Consider the following 18,322-nt stretch of genomic DNA (forward strand, 5'->3'; position numbering starts at 1 on the left):
ACTCAACTGACGGAACAGCAGGTCTTACACCTTACGGTAAGACAATAAATGTAGTGACTTTCAAGTCACACAAAACAGTTCATATCACTATGCAGGATCACACGCTCACTCAAACTTTTCACCTCCCAGCTGCTTCCTTCAACATGATGTCTTATCAATTTCTGTATGTTTAGTATATATCGACATTTCGGAGATGGTTAAGTAACATCTTGATTGTATTTTCTCCATTTCGGAGATTATTGTTGATTTTATTTCTAACATACGGTATAATGCATATAGAAAATTCAAATAGAAATGAGGCGAACAAATGCGTGATTTCGGGGAAATATTAGCAGAAAATAGAAAAAAGAAAGGATACTCTCAATCAGATCTGGTAAACCTGCTTTCTCAGGAAGGTATTCAGGTCACTACAAAAGCACTCTCCAAATGGGAGAACAATGCACGAGAACCCGCTTTACATGTTTTCCTGACACTTTGCCAGTTACTTGATATCGAAGATATATATGAATCCTTCTTTGGAGAAAATCCATATAACATTATGAGTGGATTGAATGAAGAAGGCAGAAATAAATTGATTGAATTTGCTGATATTTTGAAAGCTTCTAAAAAGTTTTCTCCACTGTCTGCAAAGATTATCCCATTCCATCATCCGGTAGAAATTACCTGGGAACCAGTTTCTGCTGGTACTGGAAATTACCTGGAAGATTCTGTAAAAGAAACCTATGACGTAGGACATCTTGCTCCTGAGCAGACTGACTTTGGTGTGCGGATCTCTGGTGATAGTATGGAGCCACTTTATCATACAGACGATGTTGCATGGATTCAGAAAAAAGATTCTCTTGCTAATGGTGAAATTGGAATCTTCTATCTCAACGGCAATACTTACATCAAGGAATTACACGATGAGCCAGATGGTGTTTATCTGATCTCTTTAAATCAAAAATATCGTCCTATCCAGGTTTTGGAATCTGACTCTTTTAAGATTTTTGGAAAAGTAATCGGGAAATGCAAAGGTGCAGAAATTCCAGGATTTCATTAGATTTCAACAGCAGGTTCATGATCCTACTGATAACAATAAGCAAAGGAAGTGATTGAATGGCAATCAATAATACATTAAAAGATATTCGTGAAGAACGGAATCTCATTCAAGCAGATTTGGCTGAAGCCATAGGTTCCTGCAGCCAGACGATAGGCCACATCGAACGTGGAGAACGAAATCCCTCTCTTGAGATTGCAATCCGGCTGGCACATTACCTGAAAGTGCCTGTAGAAGATATTTTTCAAGTTGAAGACTGAAGCACAACAGCCAGAAAACCGAGGAGTAAAATCCCCGGTTTTCCTTTTGCTCAAAAATCACTGTAATCCACTTACATTTTCTTCTTTTCTGCCTGCTCCGTCAATCAGGTCATAGCTCATATCCAAAAAGTCCAGTGTCTTAGCCTCACTGATAGAACCATCCAGTAAAATCGTGATCCAGTGCTGCTTATTCATATGGTATCCAGGTAAAAATCCATAAGTCTGAATAATCATATTCGTCATGTCCGGATCACACTTTACGTCCATGATATCAACCGGATCTTTTCCTTCTAATCCCAGTTTCGATTTTTCAACCGTCATGACCACAGCATACCATTTTCCATTCTTATGTCGTAGCACAGCATTATCTGGTGATTGTGCCCATAAATACTCCGGCACCGTACCATACTGTTTCTTCACATATTCAAAAATTTCTTCTTTCTTCACAGTTTATTCAACTCCTGATTCTTCTGATATCCTGCCCATAATCATACCATATTTTCAGTTCCCGTACTACCTGCCAAATTCTTTTGCATTTTCCCGGTTCTCCTGACTTTAACTAATAGAGGGGTAAAACAGCAAGGACAGGAAGTGAGGATACACTTCCGGAAAATCCCAATTTAGGGTACCCTGCCCTGAATTGAAAAACGCTGAAAGCAACGATACTACTGCCCTCTCAGAAAGGAGAAACTGCTAATGGCTGAAAGAAAAAGAAACAAAGAAATTCATTTTTATGTCACAGAAGAAGAACGAAAGCTAATCCGCAGGAAGATGATAGAATCAAAAACCAAGAACATGGGAGCTTATCTGCGTAAGATGGCAATCGACGGCTACATCGTCAACACAGATACAACTCCTCTGAAGAAACAGTATGAGGAAATGCACAAGATTGGCATAAATATCAACCAGATTGCAAAAAAGGTAAATACCACCGGAGATCTATATCCGGAAGAAATGCAAGAATTGAAAGAGATGGTGAAAGAACTATGGCATATATTAAGATCTTCCCCATTAAAGTAACAGACAAGAAAGCTCTGGACTATATCACGAATCCAGACAAGACTGATGAAAAACTGCTGGTTTCCAGTTTTGGCTGTTCCCCGGAAACTGCTGATCTCGAATTTTCCATGACTAGAGAAATGGCAAAAAAGAATGGAATGGACAAAGGTAATAACCTGGCATTTCATCTGATCCAGTCATTTAAACCTGGAGAAGTTGATGCCGAAACTGCCCATCGCTTAGGACAGCAATTTGCAGCCGAAGTACTGAAAGGAAAATATGAATACGTGATCAGTACCCATGTTGATAAAAAGCACATTCATAACCATATCATCTTCAACGCTGCAAGCTTTGTTGATCATCACAAGTATGTTTCCAATAAGCGGAGCTACCATAAACTCTGCAGAATCAGTAATCGTATCTGCCTGGAAAATGGACTTGCCACCAGTATGCCAACCGGAGAAAAAGGAAAAAGCTATAAAGAGAACATGGAATATCATCGTGGCACCAGTTGGAAAGCCAAGCTACGTGTTGCAGTTGATAAAGCAATCTGGACTTCCATCAACTATGAGGAATTTCTACAAAAAATGCAGTTAGCTGGATATGAAGTCCGGCAGGGAAAGCATCTTTCTTTCCGTGCACCGGAACAAAAAAATTTCACTTATATGAAATCTCTGGGAAGTTATTATACGGAAGAAAACGTCCGCATCCACTTAGCTAAAAATCGTAGCAAAGTGAAAACTCCAAAACATCTGTCCAGAGAAGCTCGCCTGTATATCAATATCTCCACGTATGTAACGACTGGCAATCGAGAAGGATTTGAACATTGGGCAAAACTCAATAATCTAAAAGAGGCAGCCCGCACCTTCAACTATCTTTCAGAAAATAACCTACTGAATTATGAGGATTTCAGGCAGCATGTTTCTGATGTTGATGCTTCTGTTAAAGCGGCTGATCAGAGAATAGCACACATCACCAGTGAGCTAAGCACGCAGAAAGTCATTCAGAAACACTGTGATTCTTACCGGCTCTGCCGTAAAGTGATAGAAGATTGCAAATCTGCAAAAAATCCAAAAGAATACCGTTCCAAGCATCTGGCAGAATACCAACTCCACGATTCACTAAAAAAAGAGCTTCAGGATCTCGGTGTTACTAAAATCCCTAGCTCTGAAAAAATCCAGAAGCGGATTGAAAATCTTGAATCTGAACAAGCTGCTACCGTCCGGGAAAAACAGAAATTACAGAAAAAGCAGAAAACACTGGATATCATTCAGCAAAATTTCTCTGTGCTGCTCGATGCTCCTGAAATCAATTCAGACTTACTTCCGGCAAAACGGGAACCTGTTTCTGTCACAAGAGATAAATAAGATTGCACTGACAACTCAATTATTCTCTTCCAAATCTTCCCAAGGTTTCAGACCCATTTCCTCCCAGGTGACACCATACGGTGCACCTCCGGAGGTATAACCGGCAATAACGAAAAATCTGTCATCTTGCAAGATTTCTTCTTTAGCCAGATTATCTCTTGTTTCTTGTTTCCGTCTTGCTCGCCTCTGCTGCTTCTTTTGTTTCGCAACAGCTGCTTTTTCTTCCGGCGTTTTCTTATGTTTTTTTGCCATAAGTGTTTCTATTATAATTCCATTCTGAATGTCTCTCAGGATACGTTCTTCATAACTCTTTTCACGCTTTTCAACAATTTTATAAAATTCTTCATATTCCGTTTTAGGAGCAAGCGATTGAACTGCCGTAAACAAACTTTTGCATATATCATTCATTTCAGTAGCATCCGGCATTCGCTGATTCTCAAGATAAAACTTCAAGTGCATTTTGTATGTTTTATCTGCTATTGCACTCTTCTGTTTTTGTTTTAAGTCTTTATAGCTTCTGTCGTTCCTCTGCATCTACAATTCCTCATCTGCCTTCTTTCTCCCGTGCCATCAAAAGCATTTTTTCAAAAGACTGAGCGAATCTTTCATCATCTTCCTCCGTCCGCTTCTTCGGTCCCTTGACATGACATTTACGGGAACTTCTTCTGGCTTTTTTACTCAGGTGACGTTCCATTAGCATCTGATCAATATTATCATCCGTGTACCATTTACCTGATTGATGAATAGCATAAGCACCTTTTCCCAATGCCATTGCAGCCACACCATAGTCCTGTGATACGACAATATCTCCTTTATGGCAGATACTAATCAGTTTATAATCTACTGCATCTGCTCCTGCACCGACAACAACAACTTTACTATAAGTCGATGACAGAACATGGTTTGTATCACACAACAACATTACCGGAACACTATTATCTTTTGCAATCTTTTCAATGATCGCAACCACTGGGCAGGCATCTGCATCAACAAATATTTGCATCTTTCTATTTCTCCTCTGAACCATTATAAGAATAAGCTCTGCTGTTCGTATTCTGCCTCTCGTTTTAGCTGAACCGGTACCTGATGCAGAATTTGCTCCATTTTCCTGTCATCGAACCAATCTTTCAGCTGTCCTTTTTCCAATATCAGCGGCATACGATCATGTACTTTTATCATAGATTCATTGGCTGCTGTAGTCATAATCACAAATCGTCGTTCATTCTCAAACCAATCACAGAAGCCAGCCATATACAATACTGGTGCATCATATCTGGAAAATGTATTTTTCTCTTTTAACCGATTCCATTCATAGAACCCACTTGCCGGTATCAAAATGCGGTGATAGAGGATTCCATTTCGAAAAGAAGGTTTATCCATAACAGATTCTGCTCTTGCATTTATAACCAGATTCTTTCCTTGTGACAATGGATATCCCCACTTGCAAACATCCAGTTTCAATCCATGTTCTGATTTTTCAATGATCGGTGCTACATTGGTTGGAAAGATATCTCCTGCAAAATGTTCCTGCCGGATCCGTTGGTCTATATCATGCACTACTTTTTCGATTTCATCTGCCATATCAGAATCAATATAATATCTACCACACATAATACTTCCTTCACTTATAGATTCTATTTCATCAAATATACATCATTTATTTCTAGGCACTTTAAACTCAGTTAATTTATAATTTTGAATCCACCCCATACATTCTTCACCATCTTCATTCTCCCAAATTATCTGTCGCCACTTTTTATATTTATCTATAATTCTAACAACTTTCCCTTCCTCAAGCTTTTCAATTACAATCGAATGGCAGTCATGCTTCAGTCGTACAATAGATTCTCTATTAACGATTCTATATTTAGTCGTATTTAGCTCCTTCGCATCATATCCCATTCCAACGATGTAATAATTATTGACTTGTTGTGTATAATTGTAATTATTTATCGTTGTTGCTGAAGAATTCGTAACTCCCAAAACAACTGATATAATCGTAATAATAAAGTTCAGCCATTCTCGTATTTCTTTAACATCTATCGTTCGTTTTTCTTCTATTGGCAAATTCTGCTTCTCTTTATTTATCGAAAGATTCGTTGCTCTTTCATATTCCGATGCAATAGTTTCTGACACCGTATCAATATCCCATTCTTCGGATTCTGAGAAAACTTGATCGGTAACTCTTCCCAATAAATTTATATGAGGCTTCTGGCATAATGGTGGAAGCCTAACACCATAAATTAACAACACCATATTGAAAAAACACTTGTGTCCTTTAATGTATTAACTGCGAAGAAAAACACAAAAGGAGTATTCACAAGTGGCTTCAGTTAATACATTATGCAAAAGTGTCCTTAATGTCAAGAACACAGTTATAAAAAATTGTAATCTTTACTCTGATAAGAATGGAGTTAAACATATTCGTATCCAAGCAAGACCTAATAAATGGCACGAGAACGACTGCCCATTCTGCCATAAATCATGCCCTGTTTATGATAAACATTCCAGTAGTATAATGCCGAGATATTACGAAGATAACTCGTAGAAAATGCAAAGTCCAGTCGCAAGTTTAGACACGATATTGCTCTTAACAGTCGTATAAAATCAACATTTGCAGGGATTTATCAAATTCCGACATACCGTCTTAGAAAATGAATAATCCCTCGCAATTCATTATGAACTACGAGGGACTGCTTACTGACTGTTAAAGCGGTAGCCGATCTCACGAACACTATCTATGGAAAAGTGAGAGTTTGTATCACAAAGTTTTTTACGAAGATTCCGAATGTGAAAGCCTACGGTATCCTTTTCATTGCCTGCTGATATTTCGCCCCACACCTTATCATAAATCTGCTCGTATGTAAGAACACGACCTTTATTGGCTGCGAGCAAGCAGAGTATATCGTACTCTTTGACGGTCAGTTCAATTTCCTGACCGTTATTGATAACTCTGCGCCGGCTCAAATTGATTTCTAAGCCGGAAAGGGATAATGTCGGCTCATATGAAATCTCTAATTTTTCAAAATCAGGGTGCTGTTTTACAAAAGCCAGCATATCGTCAAAGGCTGTTGAGTCTTGTGCTTTGAACTCCATTATTACGATTCGTCCGATATTATCACCCCCCTTGGTTAGTTTTTTTGTCTTGGACAACATAAGATTTATTGCGTGAGATAATACGATTCATCAATCGTTTTCAGAATAAAATTCACATCGTCATAACGAGAGGAATCGGACTGAGAGCCTAAACTGCATATCAAAAACTCTTTTCCGTGCTGCTGATAAAGCACAATCAAGTTATAGTCGTCAGACAGAGAGCCAGTCTTAATTCCGCATACATTTTCGTTGTAATATTCGGATGTCGGATCAAGGAAGGCGTTTGTATTCTGCCATATTTGTGTACTGCCATCAGGCAGTGTTGCCGTATAAGTGTTTTGAGATACAATTTCTCTAAACCACGAGTATTCCAACAACCGATATACTACTTCTTTCAAATCTAAAGTGGTGGTAAGTGCCTCCATATCAAAACCACTCGGATCATATAAAACTGTGTCTAAGTACCCCTGCTGTTGCAAATGCAGGTTTAAGTTCTCCATGAAAATCCTCACACGCTCTTGACAGCTTTCTGCTTGCGGCGAAAGTAATCCTCCACAATAATCAGCAACCACATAAGCTGCGTCATTCCCTGACGGTACCAACATTGCCGCAAATAGATTGTGTAAAAAGTATTCTTTTTCCTTGATTTGAGCAACAGACGAGCCAGGTTTCGTGAGTGAAATAGCACCATAGTCTGCAACAACGATACTATCAAGGTCTGCTAAAGTTGACGCATACTCAATAACAAACAGCTTGGCTAAACTTGCAGGAATTTGTGGCTCGTTCTCGTTTTTTGAAACAAATATTTCATCATCAGAACAATCCACCAAAATCAGCGATTTTGCATTATAAGAGTCAGGAAAATCTTCTTTGTAGAGAAAACCATTTATTTTATTCTTTACCTCTCTGAAATTTTCCGGCTGCATTGCCCACGGCACAAACATTATACCTATGCCGATACAAACTACAAGCAAAAACAAAAATACTCCAAATCGTTTTTTCTTACGGCGTTTTCTCTGCATATATGTGCTCACCTCCCAACACCAAAACTCCTATGTGCCATTTTTAATCGGCATAATTTGCCTGAATACACTCTGTAAATCCAGACGGATCTCCCAACTTAGCTTTATCAATATTATCACGAAGATATTTGCGTGTGGCGTCATCACAGCGATCTGTTCCCATATAAGGCATATCAAAGGCTTTTTCGAGTTCAGCTAAGGCTTTTGCCGCCCTTTCCGAATCCGTATTGTAAGTATCAAGCCATTCCTGCATCCAAGAATATTCCCAAAGGTTAGATGCTCTTGTATCGCCATATCCTATCTGAAAAGACGCTCCCGTATCTTCGCCTTCCAAAGCATCAGGCGGCGTAAAGCCCTCCGGCCAATTCAAACTCTCAATGGTCGTTAGGTATTCTTCTTCAATGGTAGCAAAGTCCGTGAAACCTCTTGTGTTTGTGTCGGAGTCCGAAGAAGTGGAGCAGCCTGCCAGCATAATCACCAGCAAAGAAATCATAACACACAATAACAGTCTGTACGGTCTTTCGGATTTTGAGATTGTTCGTTTCATTTTGTTTCCTCCTTGAATTGAGTTTTATTATCTAAGAGCCAATGCAGGCTCTAATTTTGCTGCTTTCAATGCTGGTAATAATCCGCCCAATAATGCTGTAAGCACAGACACAGCAACTGCAACAACAGCAACGCTGATTGGATAACTCGGTGTTCCCACCGGGGAATCCACAGGGAGCAACGCTCCAATACAATGCACCAAAATCAGCGAAATCAAAATAGCTGCAAGGCAAACGAATATTGATAAAATCAACTGTGAGCCTAAAACCAATGCCACAATATTTGTTCGTGAAGCACCTATCGCTCTGCGGATCAGCAACTCATGTGTGCGCTGTTCCAATGAAGATAGTCCGATATTGATCTGCCCTAATACGGAAACAAACAGCAACAAAAGCGAAGTAACCAAAAGCCCTAATTGCAGTATGGACAATACCGAATCATAGGTATCTCCAATATCACTCCGCCCAGCACTTTCCCAGTAACCGCCAATGGTATCAGTCAAAATGTCGCCAAGGGCAGAATGTATCTGTTCGATTGTCAGTCCTGTTGTGGGATGCCAATACACATTTGCATTTTGTACTTGCCACATTGCTGGTGCGAAATTGAGGATCGCCGCAGAATCCGCATAGATAGTCGGAAAATCCCTGCCATCGTTTACTACTCCGACAATATTGAATGGGGTTAACGAAAGTGTGCTTTTTACATTTCCTGCAGCATAGGGCGAATCATTAAAATAGTTTTTAGCTTCTTTGTTTATGACCACTTCAAGCGAGCCGCCCTCACTCGAAGGCTCTAACCATCTACCGGATGTCATTGGAAGATTATAGACTTGACTATATGCCTCCGTGGTGCAAACTAAATCAAAAGCCATCAGGTTTTGGTAAACATCATTCGGCGGTATTGGCGTTAAATCTTTCATTGGTGCAAATCGAATATCTTCTCCCATAGAAAAAGTAACAGCGGCTACATCATCAATGGCTTCAAATCTCTGGAATAATTGTTCCATTTTATTTCTATCGTGAAAATCGGATTCCGTTATCACGAATGAGTAAGTAGGTGACCAGCCATATACCTGTGCGTTTACGGAAATCAAATACTCCCGTCCAAGCGTACCAACTAATACCGATCCAAGCATTGCGATAATGCCTACAAGCATTGAAACACTTGTCAGAATACTTCTAAGTGGAGACAGACGAAGGTCTTTAAGTATCATTTTTAGCACAAGTTATCCTCCCTCCATCCATTTCAAAAATCGTATCACAGGTATCTGCAATATCAGGATCGTGCGTAACCAACAGCAGCATAATTCCATTTTCTTTTACGACGCTGTGCAACAGTTCCATAATCTGCGTTCCCGTCTTTTTATCCAACGCTCCCGTAGGCTCATCACATAAAATGGCTTCCGGAGATACTGCAAGCGCCCTTGCGATTGCAACTCTTTGTTGTTCACCGCCGGACAAATTGATTGGGTAATCATTTTCCTTGCTTTCTAAGCCGACACTTTTTAGCAAGCCTGTAATTATCTCGTGACGCTGTTTGGCGGTAAACGACTTTTTGGCATAGAGTAGGGGTAATTCGATATTTTCCCATACCCGCAAGTGCTTAATCAGAGAGTAGTTCTGAAATACAAATCCGATATTATTGGCTCGCAGTATAGACAGATCACGGTCTTTCAAAGCAGAAATAGATATACCATCATAAAGGTACTCGCCCTCATATTCCCGATTTAACAAGCCAATAATGGATATAAGGCTTGTTTTGCCTGAGCCGGACTTTCCGACAATGGCATAACTGCGCCCTCGTTGCAATTCCATATTAGCGTTGGTTACTGTTGTCAGCATATCGCCATTATTCAATTTGACGCTTGCTTTCAAATCCTTTATTTTGATTAAAGTCTTTTCGGAAATTCCTTTCATTTTATCAAATCCCCCTCGGATCAAGGTTTGGCGGAGTAGCAGAAACTACATCGCCCTCCTCTAAGCCGGACAGTATTTCTATATTGGCTCCGTCTGTCACACCCAATGTCACTTTTGTTTCCACTCTTTCTCCATTCGGAGTAATTACAGTAACCAATCCCGTCCCTTGTCTACCCGCTATTACCGACAGCGGCAATATAAGGACATCATTTCTCGTTGTCGCCGTTATGACTACCGTTGCACTTTGCCCCGATTTCACATCGACTGTTTGACTGATCAAGCATTGCAGAATGCCCTCTTGCGGCACGATTCCCGTAAACGCATTTTCATCTGCGGCAGGCGACACCACGGCAATCATATCGGTTGGTCCTACACCATCATATACTTGAAATTTTGCTTTCAACTCTGCATACTCCGGTAAGGTACTCAAAAAATTATCTGCCTCTACATTGAGGGCAAATCCTGTATAATGCACTATCGCTACGGGATAATTACTCGGTACGCTTTCATTGGATGGGGCAATAGAGGTAATTGTACCATCCACCGGAGATTTCAATTCTTTGCCGTTCACAGTTCCAATAATTTGCCCGGCAGTGATTTTTTCTTCTAATTCTACCGCTGTATTAAATATGCCATTTTCGGGTGAGAAAATAATAAACGGTACTGCCGGAACAATAGTCGTTTGCGTTGAAACGGTTGGAGTAATTGTCCCTCGTACAACTGATACCGTTTTTTCTGCGGATGTTGCGCTATCTGTAAGATTGTTTTCGTCTGTCTGCCCAATTGCAGAGCAGGCAGATAGCGTAAATACAAGAAACAAAATAGAACATAGCAGCATTTGTTTTCTTAGCAACTTCATCATTCCTCCTTATGCTGTATCACAAAAAATACGAGCCTCTATCTTGATACTTTTATTGTACCAAAACAGAAGCCCGTATTTTCTTGATTGCTCGTAAGATATTCCTCTTTTTTTCTATGCAAATTCTTACAATTTTCCTACGCCAACGGCAAAGTAATTGAAAACTTGTTTTGATCCTCTTGGCTCTCTGCAACGATTGTACCATTGTGTAGTTCAACAATCTGCTTTGCAATCGCCAAACCTAATCCAGCTCCTCCACTGCTTGTACTTCTCGCTGCGTCAAGCCGATAAAACTGCTCGAAAATCCTGTTTAACTTTTCTTCCGGCAGAGTATCGCCGTGGTTACAAAAAATAATGCTGACCGTATCTTCCTGACATTGTGCGCTGATCGTGATATCCGTATTTTCAAAACTGTAGATAACCGCATTTCTCAAAAGGTTATCAAAAACACGCTGAATTTTGTCTGCGTCACATCGAAGCATTATATCATCATCAACACAAAGATTACATTGCAAATTCTTTGATTTGAGCATAGGCTTAAATTCATATACAAGTTGCTCCAGCAGGCGAGTTAAATTGATTTTCGTGTATTGTAATGTAATATCGTATATATTGAATCGTGTTATCTCGAAAAACTCGTTAATCAGATCCTCTAACCGTTCTGCCTTACCAAGAGTGATTGAAAGGTACTTTTCTCGAAGTTCCTTTGAGATTTGCGACTCATCACGCAGTAAAGTAAGATACCCGATTACAGAAGAAAGCGGTGTTTTCAAATCGTGTGCAAGATACATAATCAGGTCATTTTTTCGCTGCTCATTTTCTTTTGCAAGCCTTGCATTACTTTCAGCCTCTTGTTTTAACTGATTGATGTTAGCGGCGATTTCACTCAACTCCGGGGACATTTCAATGTAACTGACATTCTGATCGAACATTTTTCCTGTCGCAGCCTGTACCTCGTACACATAGGCGACTACTTTTTTCAAAAGTAGGTATGTCATGTATATAATACAGCCACCCCACACGATTACAGCCACTATATAAAGATATACTGTTCTGTAATACAAGTAATAATACAAAACATACTTGCGGAGAATTTCCTCTGCCATAATTCCTAAAAGAAAAGTACCGCCAAAAATAAGCACAGAGCAAATCGCACATTGAATTACATACCCTTTGAACAAGGTAGAGAGCAGATAGTTTTTTTCTTTTTTATTCAATTTCATACCCTACCCCCCAAACAGTTTTAATGAACTTCGGATTTTTTGAAGGTTCATTCAATTTTTCCCGAAGCCGCCCAATGTGCGCCATTACCGTATTGTTACTGTTGCGAAGATACTTTTCTTTCCACACGGCTTCAAATAATTCCTCCGAGGCGACAACTTTACCCTGATGTTCGCACAGATACCACAGAATAGAAAACTCCAACGGAGTCAAGGCTATTTCTTTGCCATACAAGTAGCACTTGTGGCTGACTCTGTTTATCAGTAGACCTCTGATGTCATACTCGTCTTTTTCTTCGGATTGGCTCAAATTAGGACTGTTATAGCTCTGATAACGCCTTAATTGCGTCTTTACTCTTGCCACAACCTCTAAAGGATTAAACGGTTTCGTTATATAATCATCCGCACCAATCGTAAGCCCCATAATCTTGTCGCTATCCTCAATTTTGGCGGTAAGCATAATAATAGGGAAGTAAAACTTTTCCCGAATTTTTTGGCAAAGTCGAAAACCATCAATATCCGGCAGCATAATATCAAGTATCGCTAAATCAATCTGCGACTGTTTGATACATTTCATCGCCTCTAACCCATTATAACATTTATATACTGAATAACCATCGTTACTCAAATACACTTCAAGCAGATCAACGATTTCTTTTTCGTCATCCACAATTAAAATCTTCTTGTTCATTGATCCTACACCTCATTTTCGGGTACGGCTTCCATTATGTCGCCAAAATCACACTCTAAGTATTCGCATATATTCAACAGCACGGGAAGGGTAACATTTTCATTTTTTCCGAGTTTCGCAAATGTACTTTTGCTTGCCCCGACCGCTTCTCGTAATTGACTCTTTTTCATTCCCTTGTCAATCAGAAGTTTCCAAAGTTTGTTGTACCGTACTTTCATTTCCGCACCTCCACCCAAATATAGTTTGTATTATAGCACTTTGAGAGTGAAATCGCAATTATTAAGTCTGTATTTTGAGACTTTTAGTTTTCAAACCGGCACAATATCTTTCTGATATGTAATCCAACCGCCTGCAAAATGCAGGCGGCTTGTGTATTTTAATAGGCAGGTGCGCCGTAGCCAAGAATCTCGTAATAACCGATAGAATACTCATTGACTCGGCAACTGTCGCCGGAGTTGCCCTCGACCGTATAAACCTTGCCGTTTTCGACCTTTTGAACAATACCCGTATGGTCGGATAATCCATCCTGACCACTTTCGTCTGCCCAATCGAAGAAAATAATCATTCCGGGGGCAGGCTCGGCGCTGCCATCCAGCCATTGTCCACGATCCTTAAACCATTGTACTCCGTTGACACAGCCTGCATATTTTGGGATAACTCCAGCGTCGATATAGCCGCACTCGTTGGCACACCAAGATACAAAGCAAGCACACCATTCTACACGGGAGTTAAAACCGTACCACGACCAATACGGCTGACCGCCCACATTGCCAACCAGAGAGAGTGCAACGGTCACGATCTGTCCGTCGCCGCCTGTAATGCCGTAAAGCACCTGTGACCAAAGGTAATTGTTTTCATCTGCAAGCAGTTCAGCGAGGTAGCCTTTCTGTTCTTCGTTAAAACCATATTGCGCCGCCATTTCCTCGGCAGTCTTGTGGCTGACGGTAATATACAGATAGGTTTGTGTGACCGTGCTTTCAGTTTCCACGATATTACCGTGTCCGTCATCGGTTTCGGTAATAACTGTTTCGGTCTTGCTCTCTGTTCGGGAAGATATTTGATTCATCTCCCAAAAGATGTCTTTTAAGAGTTGCTTTTTGCCATCGTCCATTGTGGCAACCTCTTGGGGGTTATCTTGATCCGTATTCGTTTTTACAGAGTAAACGGCAAGCACCTCTTTCCAAACGGCTCTGCTGCCACTCATTTCAAGAACATCATAGGATACCGAGTTCTTTTCCTCTTGCAGCTTGGTATCGTATTCGGTATTGATTTCCTGCACAACGGTCTGCATACTCATTCCAGTGCCGGAATCTTCGTCTGAGAAGAAAATGCCAAATACTGAGCCGAGGATCATACCAATCAGGCAAATCACGATAATAACCAAAACCGCCACCCAGCCGCCTGCGGCGATAGCGGCAATCAAGGCTTTCGTTCCGGCAATAATCGCTTTAATGGCAAGTGCGGTCGCTTTGGCAATCGCCTTTACCGTAACCACGGCGGCTTTTGCCGCAGCCCTTGCCGCTTGTGCTGCTCTCTGTGCAGTTTTAACCGTAATGATTGAATCCACCTAAAACTCCTGGATTGCTATGCCCCCGCTTATGCCCCTTGTCATCATAATGGTTTAAACCGCCAAAGAATCCTGGTCGACTCTCACCTACTTTATGCCCGTTATTGTCATAATGATTCATACCACCAAAAAAGGAAGGCGAACTATGTCCGATTTTCTTTCCATTTGCATCATAGTCGTTCATACCACCAAAGAATCCTGGTCTGCTCTCGCCTACTTTTTTCCGTTTGCATCATAATGGTTTATGGATCCAAAGAATCCTGGTCTGCTATATCCTTTTTTACTCATAATGTCATCCTCCTGACTCTATTAGCCTCTTGTTTGATCTCAGAATAACACACTTTTCTCATTTGGAAGTCGCATAACAGGCGACATTCTTTTATCGCATTTACATTCATTATACCATTTATAATTCTTCCGACAATACGCAATAAAGCCGGAAGCCACGTTATCATCCATGACCTCCGACTCGTTCTGCTTATTCTACACTGTCCTTACACCCAAATCAACTCCTCTCTCCGTTTTATCTTTTCCCTGCTTTTCTTGAATAATCCTCTTATTGATCTCAAGCCGTTCATGAATGGATAATTTCTTATCTTTTCCATCTACCGCCTGCTTCTGCTGTGCCGGTTTTCTATCTGTTTTTCCTACATCCTTAACAACTTCATTCGCTTCGGTACTTGTTACCCTCTCATCTGCTCTTCCTTCATATCTTTCTGCTATCTGCTGTTCTCGTCTCTCCTTCACACCTTTTTCCTCCAGATTGCAAAAACTCTGCAGATACGGAAGCACATGATTCTGCATGTCTGTCAGATCTTCCATATACTTTTGGAACTCTTCACTTCCTTTGCCTTTCTGGTAATTGATCCAATACTCATCTGTAAGCTTCATTTCATTATCATACTTCAACTGACTCACAATACCGCCATGTCCATTTCCAATATCCATTGACTTCTTAAAATGATGCAGCATCTGTTCACCTTTTTCCGCATAATATACAGTCACATATATCTTTGCAATTTTTGTAGGTTCCTCTGTCTTCGGATCACGTTTTGCATACCATTCTTTATCCATTTCTGCTGTTTTTGCATCCAGCTCAGACAGCTTCTGACATCTTGGATTCATGAGATCACTTTCTTCACAATAGTTTACATACACCATTGGTTCCATATCCTTTGGAAGTTCAGGTTCATAGGCTTTCAGTCTTTCAATCAATACTCCTGCACGAACAGACAGATCGCATTCTTCGTCTACAATATCCTTCAGATATGAAATATAGGAATGAATATTTCCACTTCTCAAATCCAGCATTACTTCCTGCACCGTATTTTCTCCCCTCTCCACATTATCTCGATACTCATACGGATCAAAAGCTTCTGCAATCTCATCCAGTGCCTCTGCCAGCTGTTCTGTGGTCATTTTCTCAGGATACATTGCTTCTCGAACATCCCTCATCGGTACATACTTGTAGTCCGGCAATGCTTCATGAATTTTCTCGATCCCTTCCCGTACCAGTGCAAGTTCTCCATAAAATCGAACATCATCCATCAGATTTCCGAATACGGTATTCCCTTTAACGATCGCAAATTCGGCTTCATCATAGTAACTGTCTTCCGGATCACGATAAATAATTCCCATTGAGCATCCCAGATACGCAGTTTTAGGATTCTCCCTATATTTTTCATAGACCGCAGCAATCTGATTAACATCGGTACTTTTTTCATAAGCTCCCATATCATGGAACTCATCACATTCTGTGGCGAAATATTCCAGATAAGGCTCTTTCTTCGGTGGCATATTATTAAGGACGTTATCAATCATGTTATAATTCGCCTCTTCCAGTTCCTCCACCTTTGCCAAAGGCTTATATTCGCCCTGGCTTTTCTGAATCTCTGCCATTACAACTTCATCCATTTCTTCTACTTTTTCCATCAACTGATCATAATCTCCACGGATGCGTTCTCCAGTCCAGCCTTCGTCTTCCAGAAGTTCCTCTGCCGCTTCTTCAATAGAAATTTGATCATTTTCATAGACGCCACCATCCATCAGACGAAAATCTTCATCGTAAAACGAATAATCATATCCTTCTTCTGTTCTCTGAATAGCAAAGTAACGTTCTCCTACCTCATATGCCAGTTCACTAAGAACCTGTTCTTCCAGATTCAGGAAAGAATCCAGCTGTTCAAAACTGATACTGTCTACAAAATGAGCGGTTACTTTTTCCCCGTCATTCAGAACTATGATATCACTGACAGACAGGGAATGCCCACGGAAATCTTCCGGTCTATCAATGTTGAACCTTTCAAAAATATCATCCAGTGACATATTTCCCGATAATTCCCCAACATAGACCAGCTTATAATCTTCTTTTTTTATCTGCATACCATGACTTTCAATAAAGCGCATATTCATAAATGCATAGTTTTCGCCCGGTGAATCGTCCTTGATCTGATAAATACCAAAGGTTCGCCTTGTTCCTAACAACAGGTTTGCCTCTTTCAAAGACTGAATCTGCGGATATTTCTGCATTTCCCATTCCAGGTTACGGAAACGCTCCAGTTCTGTCATAGACATCTGATAATGCTCCGGTCCTCGTTCAATTTCCATGCGTTCCGTGACATACATTGGTGATGAAAAATTAGTGATCAGATAGATATCTGCTCCGGCATCGTATAATTTCAGTGCTTCTTCCTGCTCAATGACACTCATAGGCTCCTGAAATGCTCCAAAATCTTCATCGGCATAATCCAGGTCATTCTCCTCTATCCGTTCCCACATCTGCGATTCCATGCCAAACAGACCTTCATGCGCCTGTATCATTTCTTTACTTGCATACTCTCCCTTGCTGCCATCGCTGCCCAGGCAATAAATCTTAGAACCCATTCTGTGATAATCCAAAGCTGCTTCTTTTCTAAGCGGCACCATGTCTTCTGCTGTATATCCATAATCACGTAATTCCAGCTTACCTATGGTTGGATCTGGTAGATCCTGAATATCCATTCTTGCATCATCCAGTAGATCCTCTACCCCTTCTTCATCTGCCTGGATCACTGCATCTGCTAGATTTCTTACCAGAGTCCTAACTTTCTCTTCCTCACCGATCAGATTCGCATATTCAAAAAGCTGTTCTTTTACATCTGTTGGAAATTCTATGCCTCTACGCTCTGCCTGACTGATCTGTCCCTGCGTGTATTCCTGCATTTTCTGTGTTTCTCTACCCGTTATCCTGTTTCTTGCCATATAAATTCCTCCTGTGTTCTAAAAAATGGCATAACCGACAGAACCTTCTTCTACCAAATTATGCCATCTTTCCTCTTTATTCCAGACCGAAGTCCCGTTTTCTGGTTTCCTTGCCAGTTTCACTTTCCCGCTGACTCTTTTCCTTATAAATCTGCAGTTTCTCATGGATAGAACCTCGTGCCGGTCTTTCTTCTTTCTCTTTTGATTCCGACTGCTCTGTTTCTGTATCTTCCCGTTCATCCATATTGAGAAGTGCATTTAACTCTGACAGTCGCTCCAGTTTTTGGTTCAGTTCCTCTTCTTTTGGAAATGGCTTCCCGACTTCCTCTTTGGCGTTTGTCATCTGCTCCTGTACCGTTTCCAGCCGTTGTTCTGCTTCTGCCAGTTTCTCCGGATAACTTTCTAAAAGATTATTGATACGAGTGATGTTGATTTATACTTAAAACTGACCCAGTTTTAACGAGGAAAATTGACCCACCTACAGCAGTGGCAATGAGTAAGTA

At 40.6% G+C, this 18,322-nt stretch carries 21 protein-coding genes and 1 pseudogene; 4 read left to right on the forward strand and 18 right to left on the reverse strand.

Annotated features, from left to right (window positions below; genetic code table 11):
• Positions 1-307: 307 nt before the first annotated feature.
• Entirely contained in the window at positions 308-1,039 is a 732-nt protein-coding gene (locus tag I2D69_RS18185; RefSeq protein WP_012744271.1) for an XRE family transcriptional regulator, read from the forward strand.
• 56 nt (positions 1,040-1,095) lie between these two features.
• Positions 1,096-1,296, forward strand: a complete 201-nt coding sequence (locus I2D69_RS18190; protein WP_195380350.1) for a helix-turn-helix transcriptional regulator — start codon at positions 1,096-1,098, stop codon at positions 1,294-1,296.
• A gap of 57 nt (positions 1,297-1,353) precedes the next feature.
• Here I2D69_RS18190 and I2D69_RS18195 read toward each other — a convergent pair whose 3' ends face one another.
• Positions 1,354-1,743 carry an MmcQ/YjbR family DNA-binding protein gene (locus I2D69_RS18195; RefSeq protein WP_173719651.1) on the reverse strand — a complete coding sequence of 130 codons (390 nt, stop codon included), beginning with the start codon at positions 1,741-1,743 and terminating at the stop codon, positions 1,354-1,356.
• 249 nt (positions 1,744-1,992) lie between these two features.
• Between I2D69_RS18195 and I2D69_RS18200 the strand changes: the two genes are divergently transcribed.
• Positions 1,993-2,316, forward strand: a complete 324-nt coding sequence (locus I2D69_RS18200; RefSeq protein WP_012744273.1) for a MobC family plasmid mobilization relaxosome protein — start codon at positions 1,993-1,995, stop codon at positions 2,314-2,316.
• The gene (locus tag I2D69_RS18205) at positions 2,283-3,662 is read left to right on the forward strand and encodes a relaxase/mobilization nuclease domain-containing protein (RefSeq protein WP_012744274.1); all 1,380 of its coding nucleotides are present in this window, start codon (positions 2,283-2,285) and stop codon (positions 3,660-3,662) included. Before I2D69_RS18200 ends, I2D69_RS18205 begins: the two co-directional genes overlap by 34 nt.
• Before the next feature lie 15 nt (positions 3,663-3,677).
• Here the strand turns inward: I2D69_RS18205 and I2D69_RS20325 are convergent, their stop codons facing one another.
• The 17 genes and pseudogenes from I2D69_RS20325 to I2D69_RS18290 all read right to left on the reverse strand — a co-directional run bounded on the left by I2D69_RS20325 (position 3,678) and on the right by I2D69_RS18290 (position 18,162).
• Entirely contained in the window at positions 3,678-4,088 is a 411-nt protein-coding gene (locus I2D69_RS20325; RefSeq protein WP_226841039.1) for a hypothetical protein, read from the reverse strand.
• A gap of 118 nt (positions 4,089-4,206) precedes the next feature.
• Positions 4,207-4,665, reverse strand: a complete 459-nt coding sequence (locus I2D69_RS18215) for a YaiI/YqxD family protein (protein WP_015514506.1) — start codon at positions 4,663-4,665, stop codon at positions 4,207-4,209.
• A gap of 23 nt (positions 4,666-4,688) precedes the next feature.
• Positions 4,689-5,273 carry an SOS response-associated peptidase family protein gene (locus I2D69_RS18220; protein WP_012744277.1) on the reverse strand — a complete coding sequence of 195 codons (585 nt, stop codon included), beginning with the start codon at positions 5,271-5,273 and terminating at the stop codon, positions 4,689-4,691.
• 42 nt (positions 5,274-5,315) lie between these two features.
• A complete protein-coding gene (locus I2D69_RS18225; RefSeq protein ID WP_012744278.1) occupies positions 5,316-5,918 on the reverse strand; it encodes a hypothetical protein in 603 nt (200 codons plus the stop codon).
• A 441-nt stretch (positions 5,919-6,359) separates the two neighbouring features.
• Positions 6,360-6,758, reverse strand: a complete 399-nt coding sequence (locus I2D69_RS18230; RefSeq protein WP_015514508.1) for a winged helix-turn-helix domain-containing protein — start codon at positions 6,756-6,758, stop codon at positions 6,360-6,362.
• A 65-nt stretch (positions 6,759-6,823) separates the two neighbouring features.
• Positions 6,824-7,780 (reverse strand): peptidase S11, encoded by a 957-nt coding sequence (locus I2D69_RS18235; protein ID WP_012744280.1) that lies wholly within the window; start codon positions 7,778-7,780, stop codon positions 6,824-6,826.
• 43 nt (positions 7,781-7,823) lie between these two features.
• Positions 7,824-8,327, reverse strand: coding sequence for a hypothetical protein (locus tag I2D69_RS18240; protein ID WP_015514509.1), 504 nt, complete (start codon positions 8,325-8,327; stop codon positions 7,824-7,826).
• Between the two features lie 27 nt (positions 8,328-8,354).
• Positions 8,355-9,539, reverse strand: coding sequence for an ABC transporter permease (locus tag I2D69_RS18245; protein WP_012744282.1), 1,185 nt, complete (start codon positions 9,537-9,539; stop codon positions 8,355-8,357).
• Positions 9,529-10,242 (reverse strand): ABC transporter ATP-binding protein, encoded by a 714-nt coding sequence (locus tag I2D69_RS18250; RefSeq protein WP_004853372.1) that lies wholly within the window; start codon positions 10,240-10,242, stop codon positions 9,529-9,531. The genes I2D69_RS18245 and I2D69_RS18250 overlap by 11 nt, the downstream gene beginning before the upstream one ends.
• A 4-nt stretch (positions 10,243-10,246) precedes the next feature.
• The gene (locus I2D69_RS18255) at positions 10,247-11,104 is read right to left on the reverse strand and encodes a hypothetical protein (RefSeq protein ID WP_117449615.1); all 858 of its coding nucleotides are present in this window, start codon (positions 11,102-11,104) and stop codon (positions 10,247-10,249) included.
• Between the two features lie 134 nt (positions 11,105-11,238).
• Positions 11,239-12,324, reverse strand: coding sequence for a HAMP domain-containing sensor histidine kinase (locus tag I2D69_RS18260; protein WP_008703821.1), 1,086 nt, complete (start codon positions 12,322-12,324; stop codon positions 11,239-11,241).
• Positions 12,311-13,012, reverse strand: coding sequence for a VanR-ABDEGLN family response regulator transcription factor (vanR, locus tag I2D69_RS18265; RefSeq protein WP_004853366.1), 702 nt, complete (start codon positions 13,010-13,012; stop codon positions 12,311-12,313). The genes I2D69_RS18260 and vanR overlap by 14 nt, the downstream gene beginning before the upstream one ends.
• Positions 13,013-13,017: 5 nt before the next feature.
• Positions 13,018-13,230: a helix-turn-helix transcriptional regulator gene (locus I2D69_RS18270; protein WP_008703822.1), complete on the reverse strand. Its 213-nt coding sequence runs from the start codon at positions 13,228-13,230 to the stop codon at positions 13,018-13,020.
• Between the two features lie 158 nt (positions 13,231-13,388).
• Positions 13,389-14,564 (reverse strand): annotated as a pseudogene (locus tag I2D69_RS18275) (CHAP domain-containing protein); the annotation flags it as partial.
• A complete protein-coding gene (locus I2D69_RS18280; RefSeq protein WP_173719636.1) occupies positions 14,557-14,763 on the reverse strand; it encodes a hypothetical protein in 207 nt (68 codons plus the stop codon). The pseudogene I2D69_RS18275 and the gene I2D69_RS18280, both read right to left, overlap by 8 nt.
• Positions 14,764-15,062: 299 nt before the next feature.
• Positions 15,063-17,819, reverse strand: coding sequence for a YodL domain-containing protein (locus I2D69_RS18285; RefSeq protein ID WP_117764029.1), 2,757 nt, complete (start codon positions 17,817-17,819; stop codon positions 15,063-15,065).
• Positions 17,820-17,895: 76 nt separating this feature from the next.
• Positions 17,896-18,162, reverse strand: coding sequence for a hypothetical protein (locus I2D69_RS18290; RefSeq protein WP_243243856.1), 267 nt, complete (start codon positions 18,160-18,162; stop codon positions 17,896-17,898).
• Positions 18,163-18,322: the final 160 nt, after the last annotated feature.

This window comes from Ruminococcus sp. D54t1_190329_F1 (assembly GCF_015551645.1).
Classification (GTDB): domain Bacteria; phylum Bacillota; class Clostridia; order Lachnospirales; family Lachnospiraceae; genus Blautia_A; species Blautia_A faecis.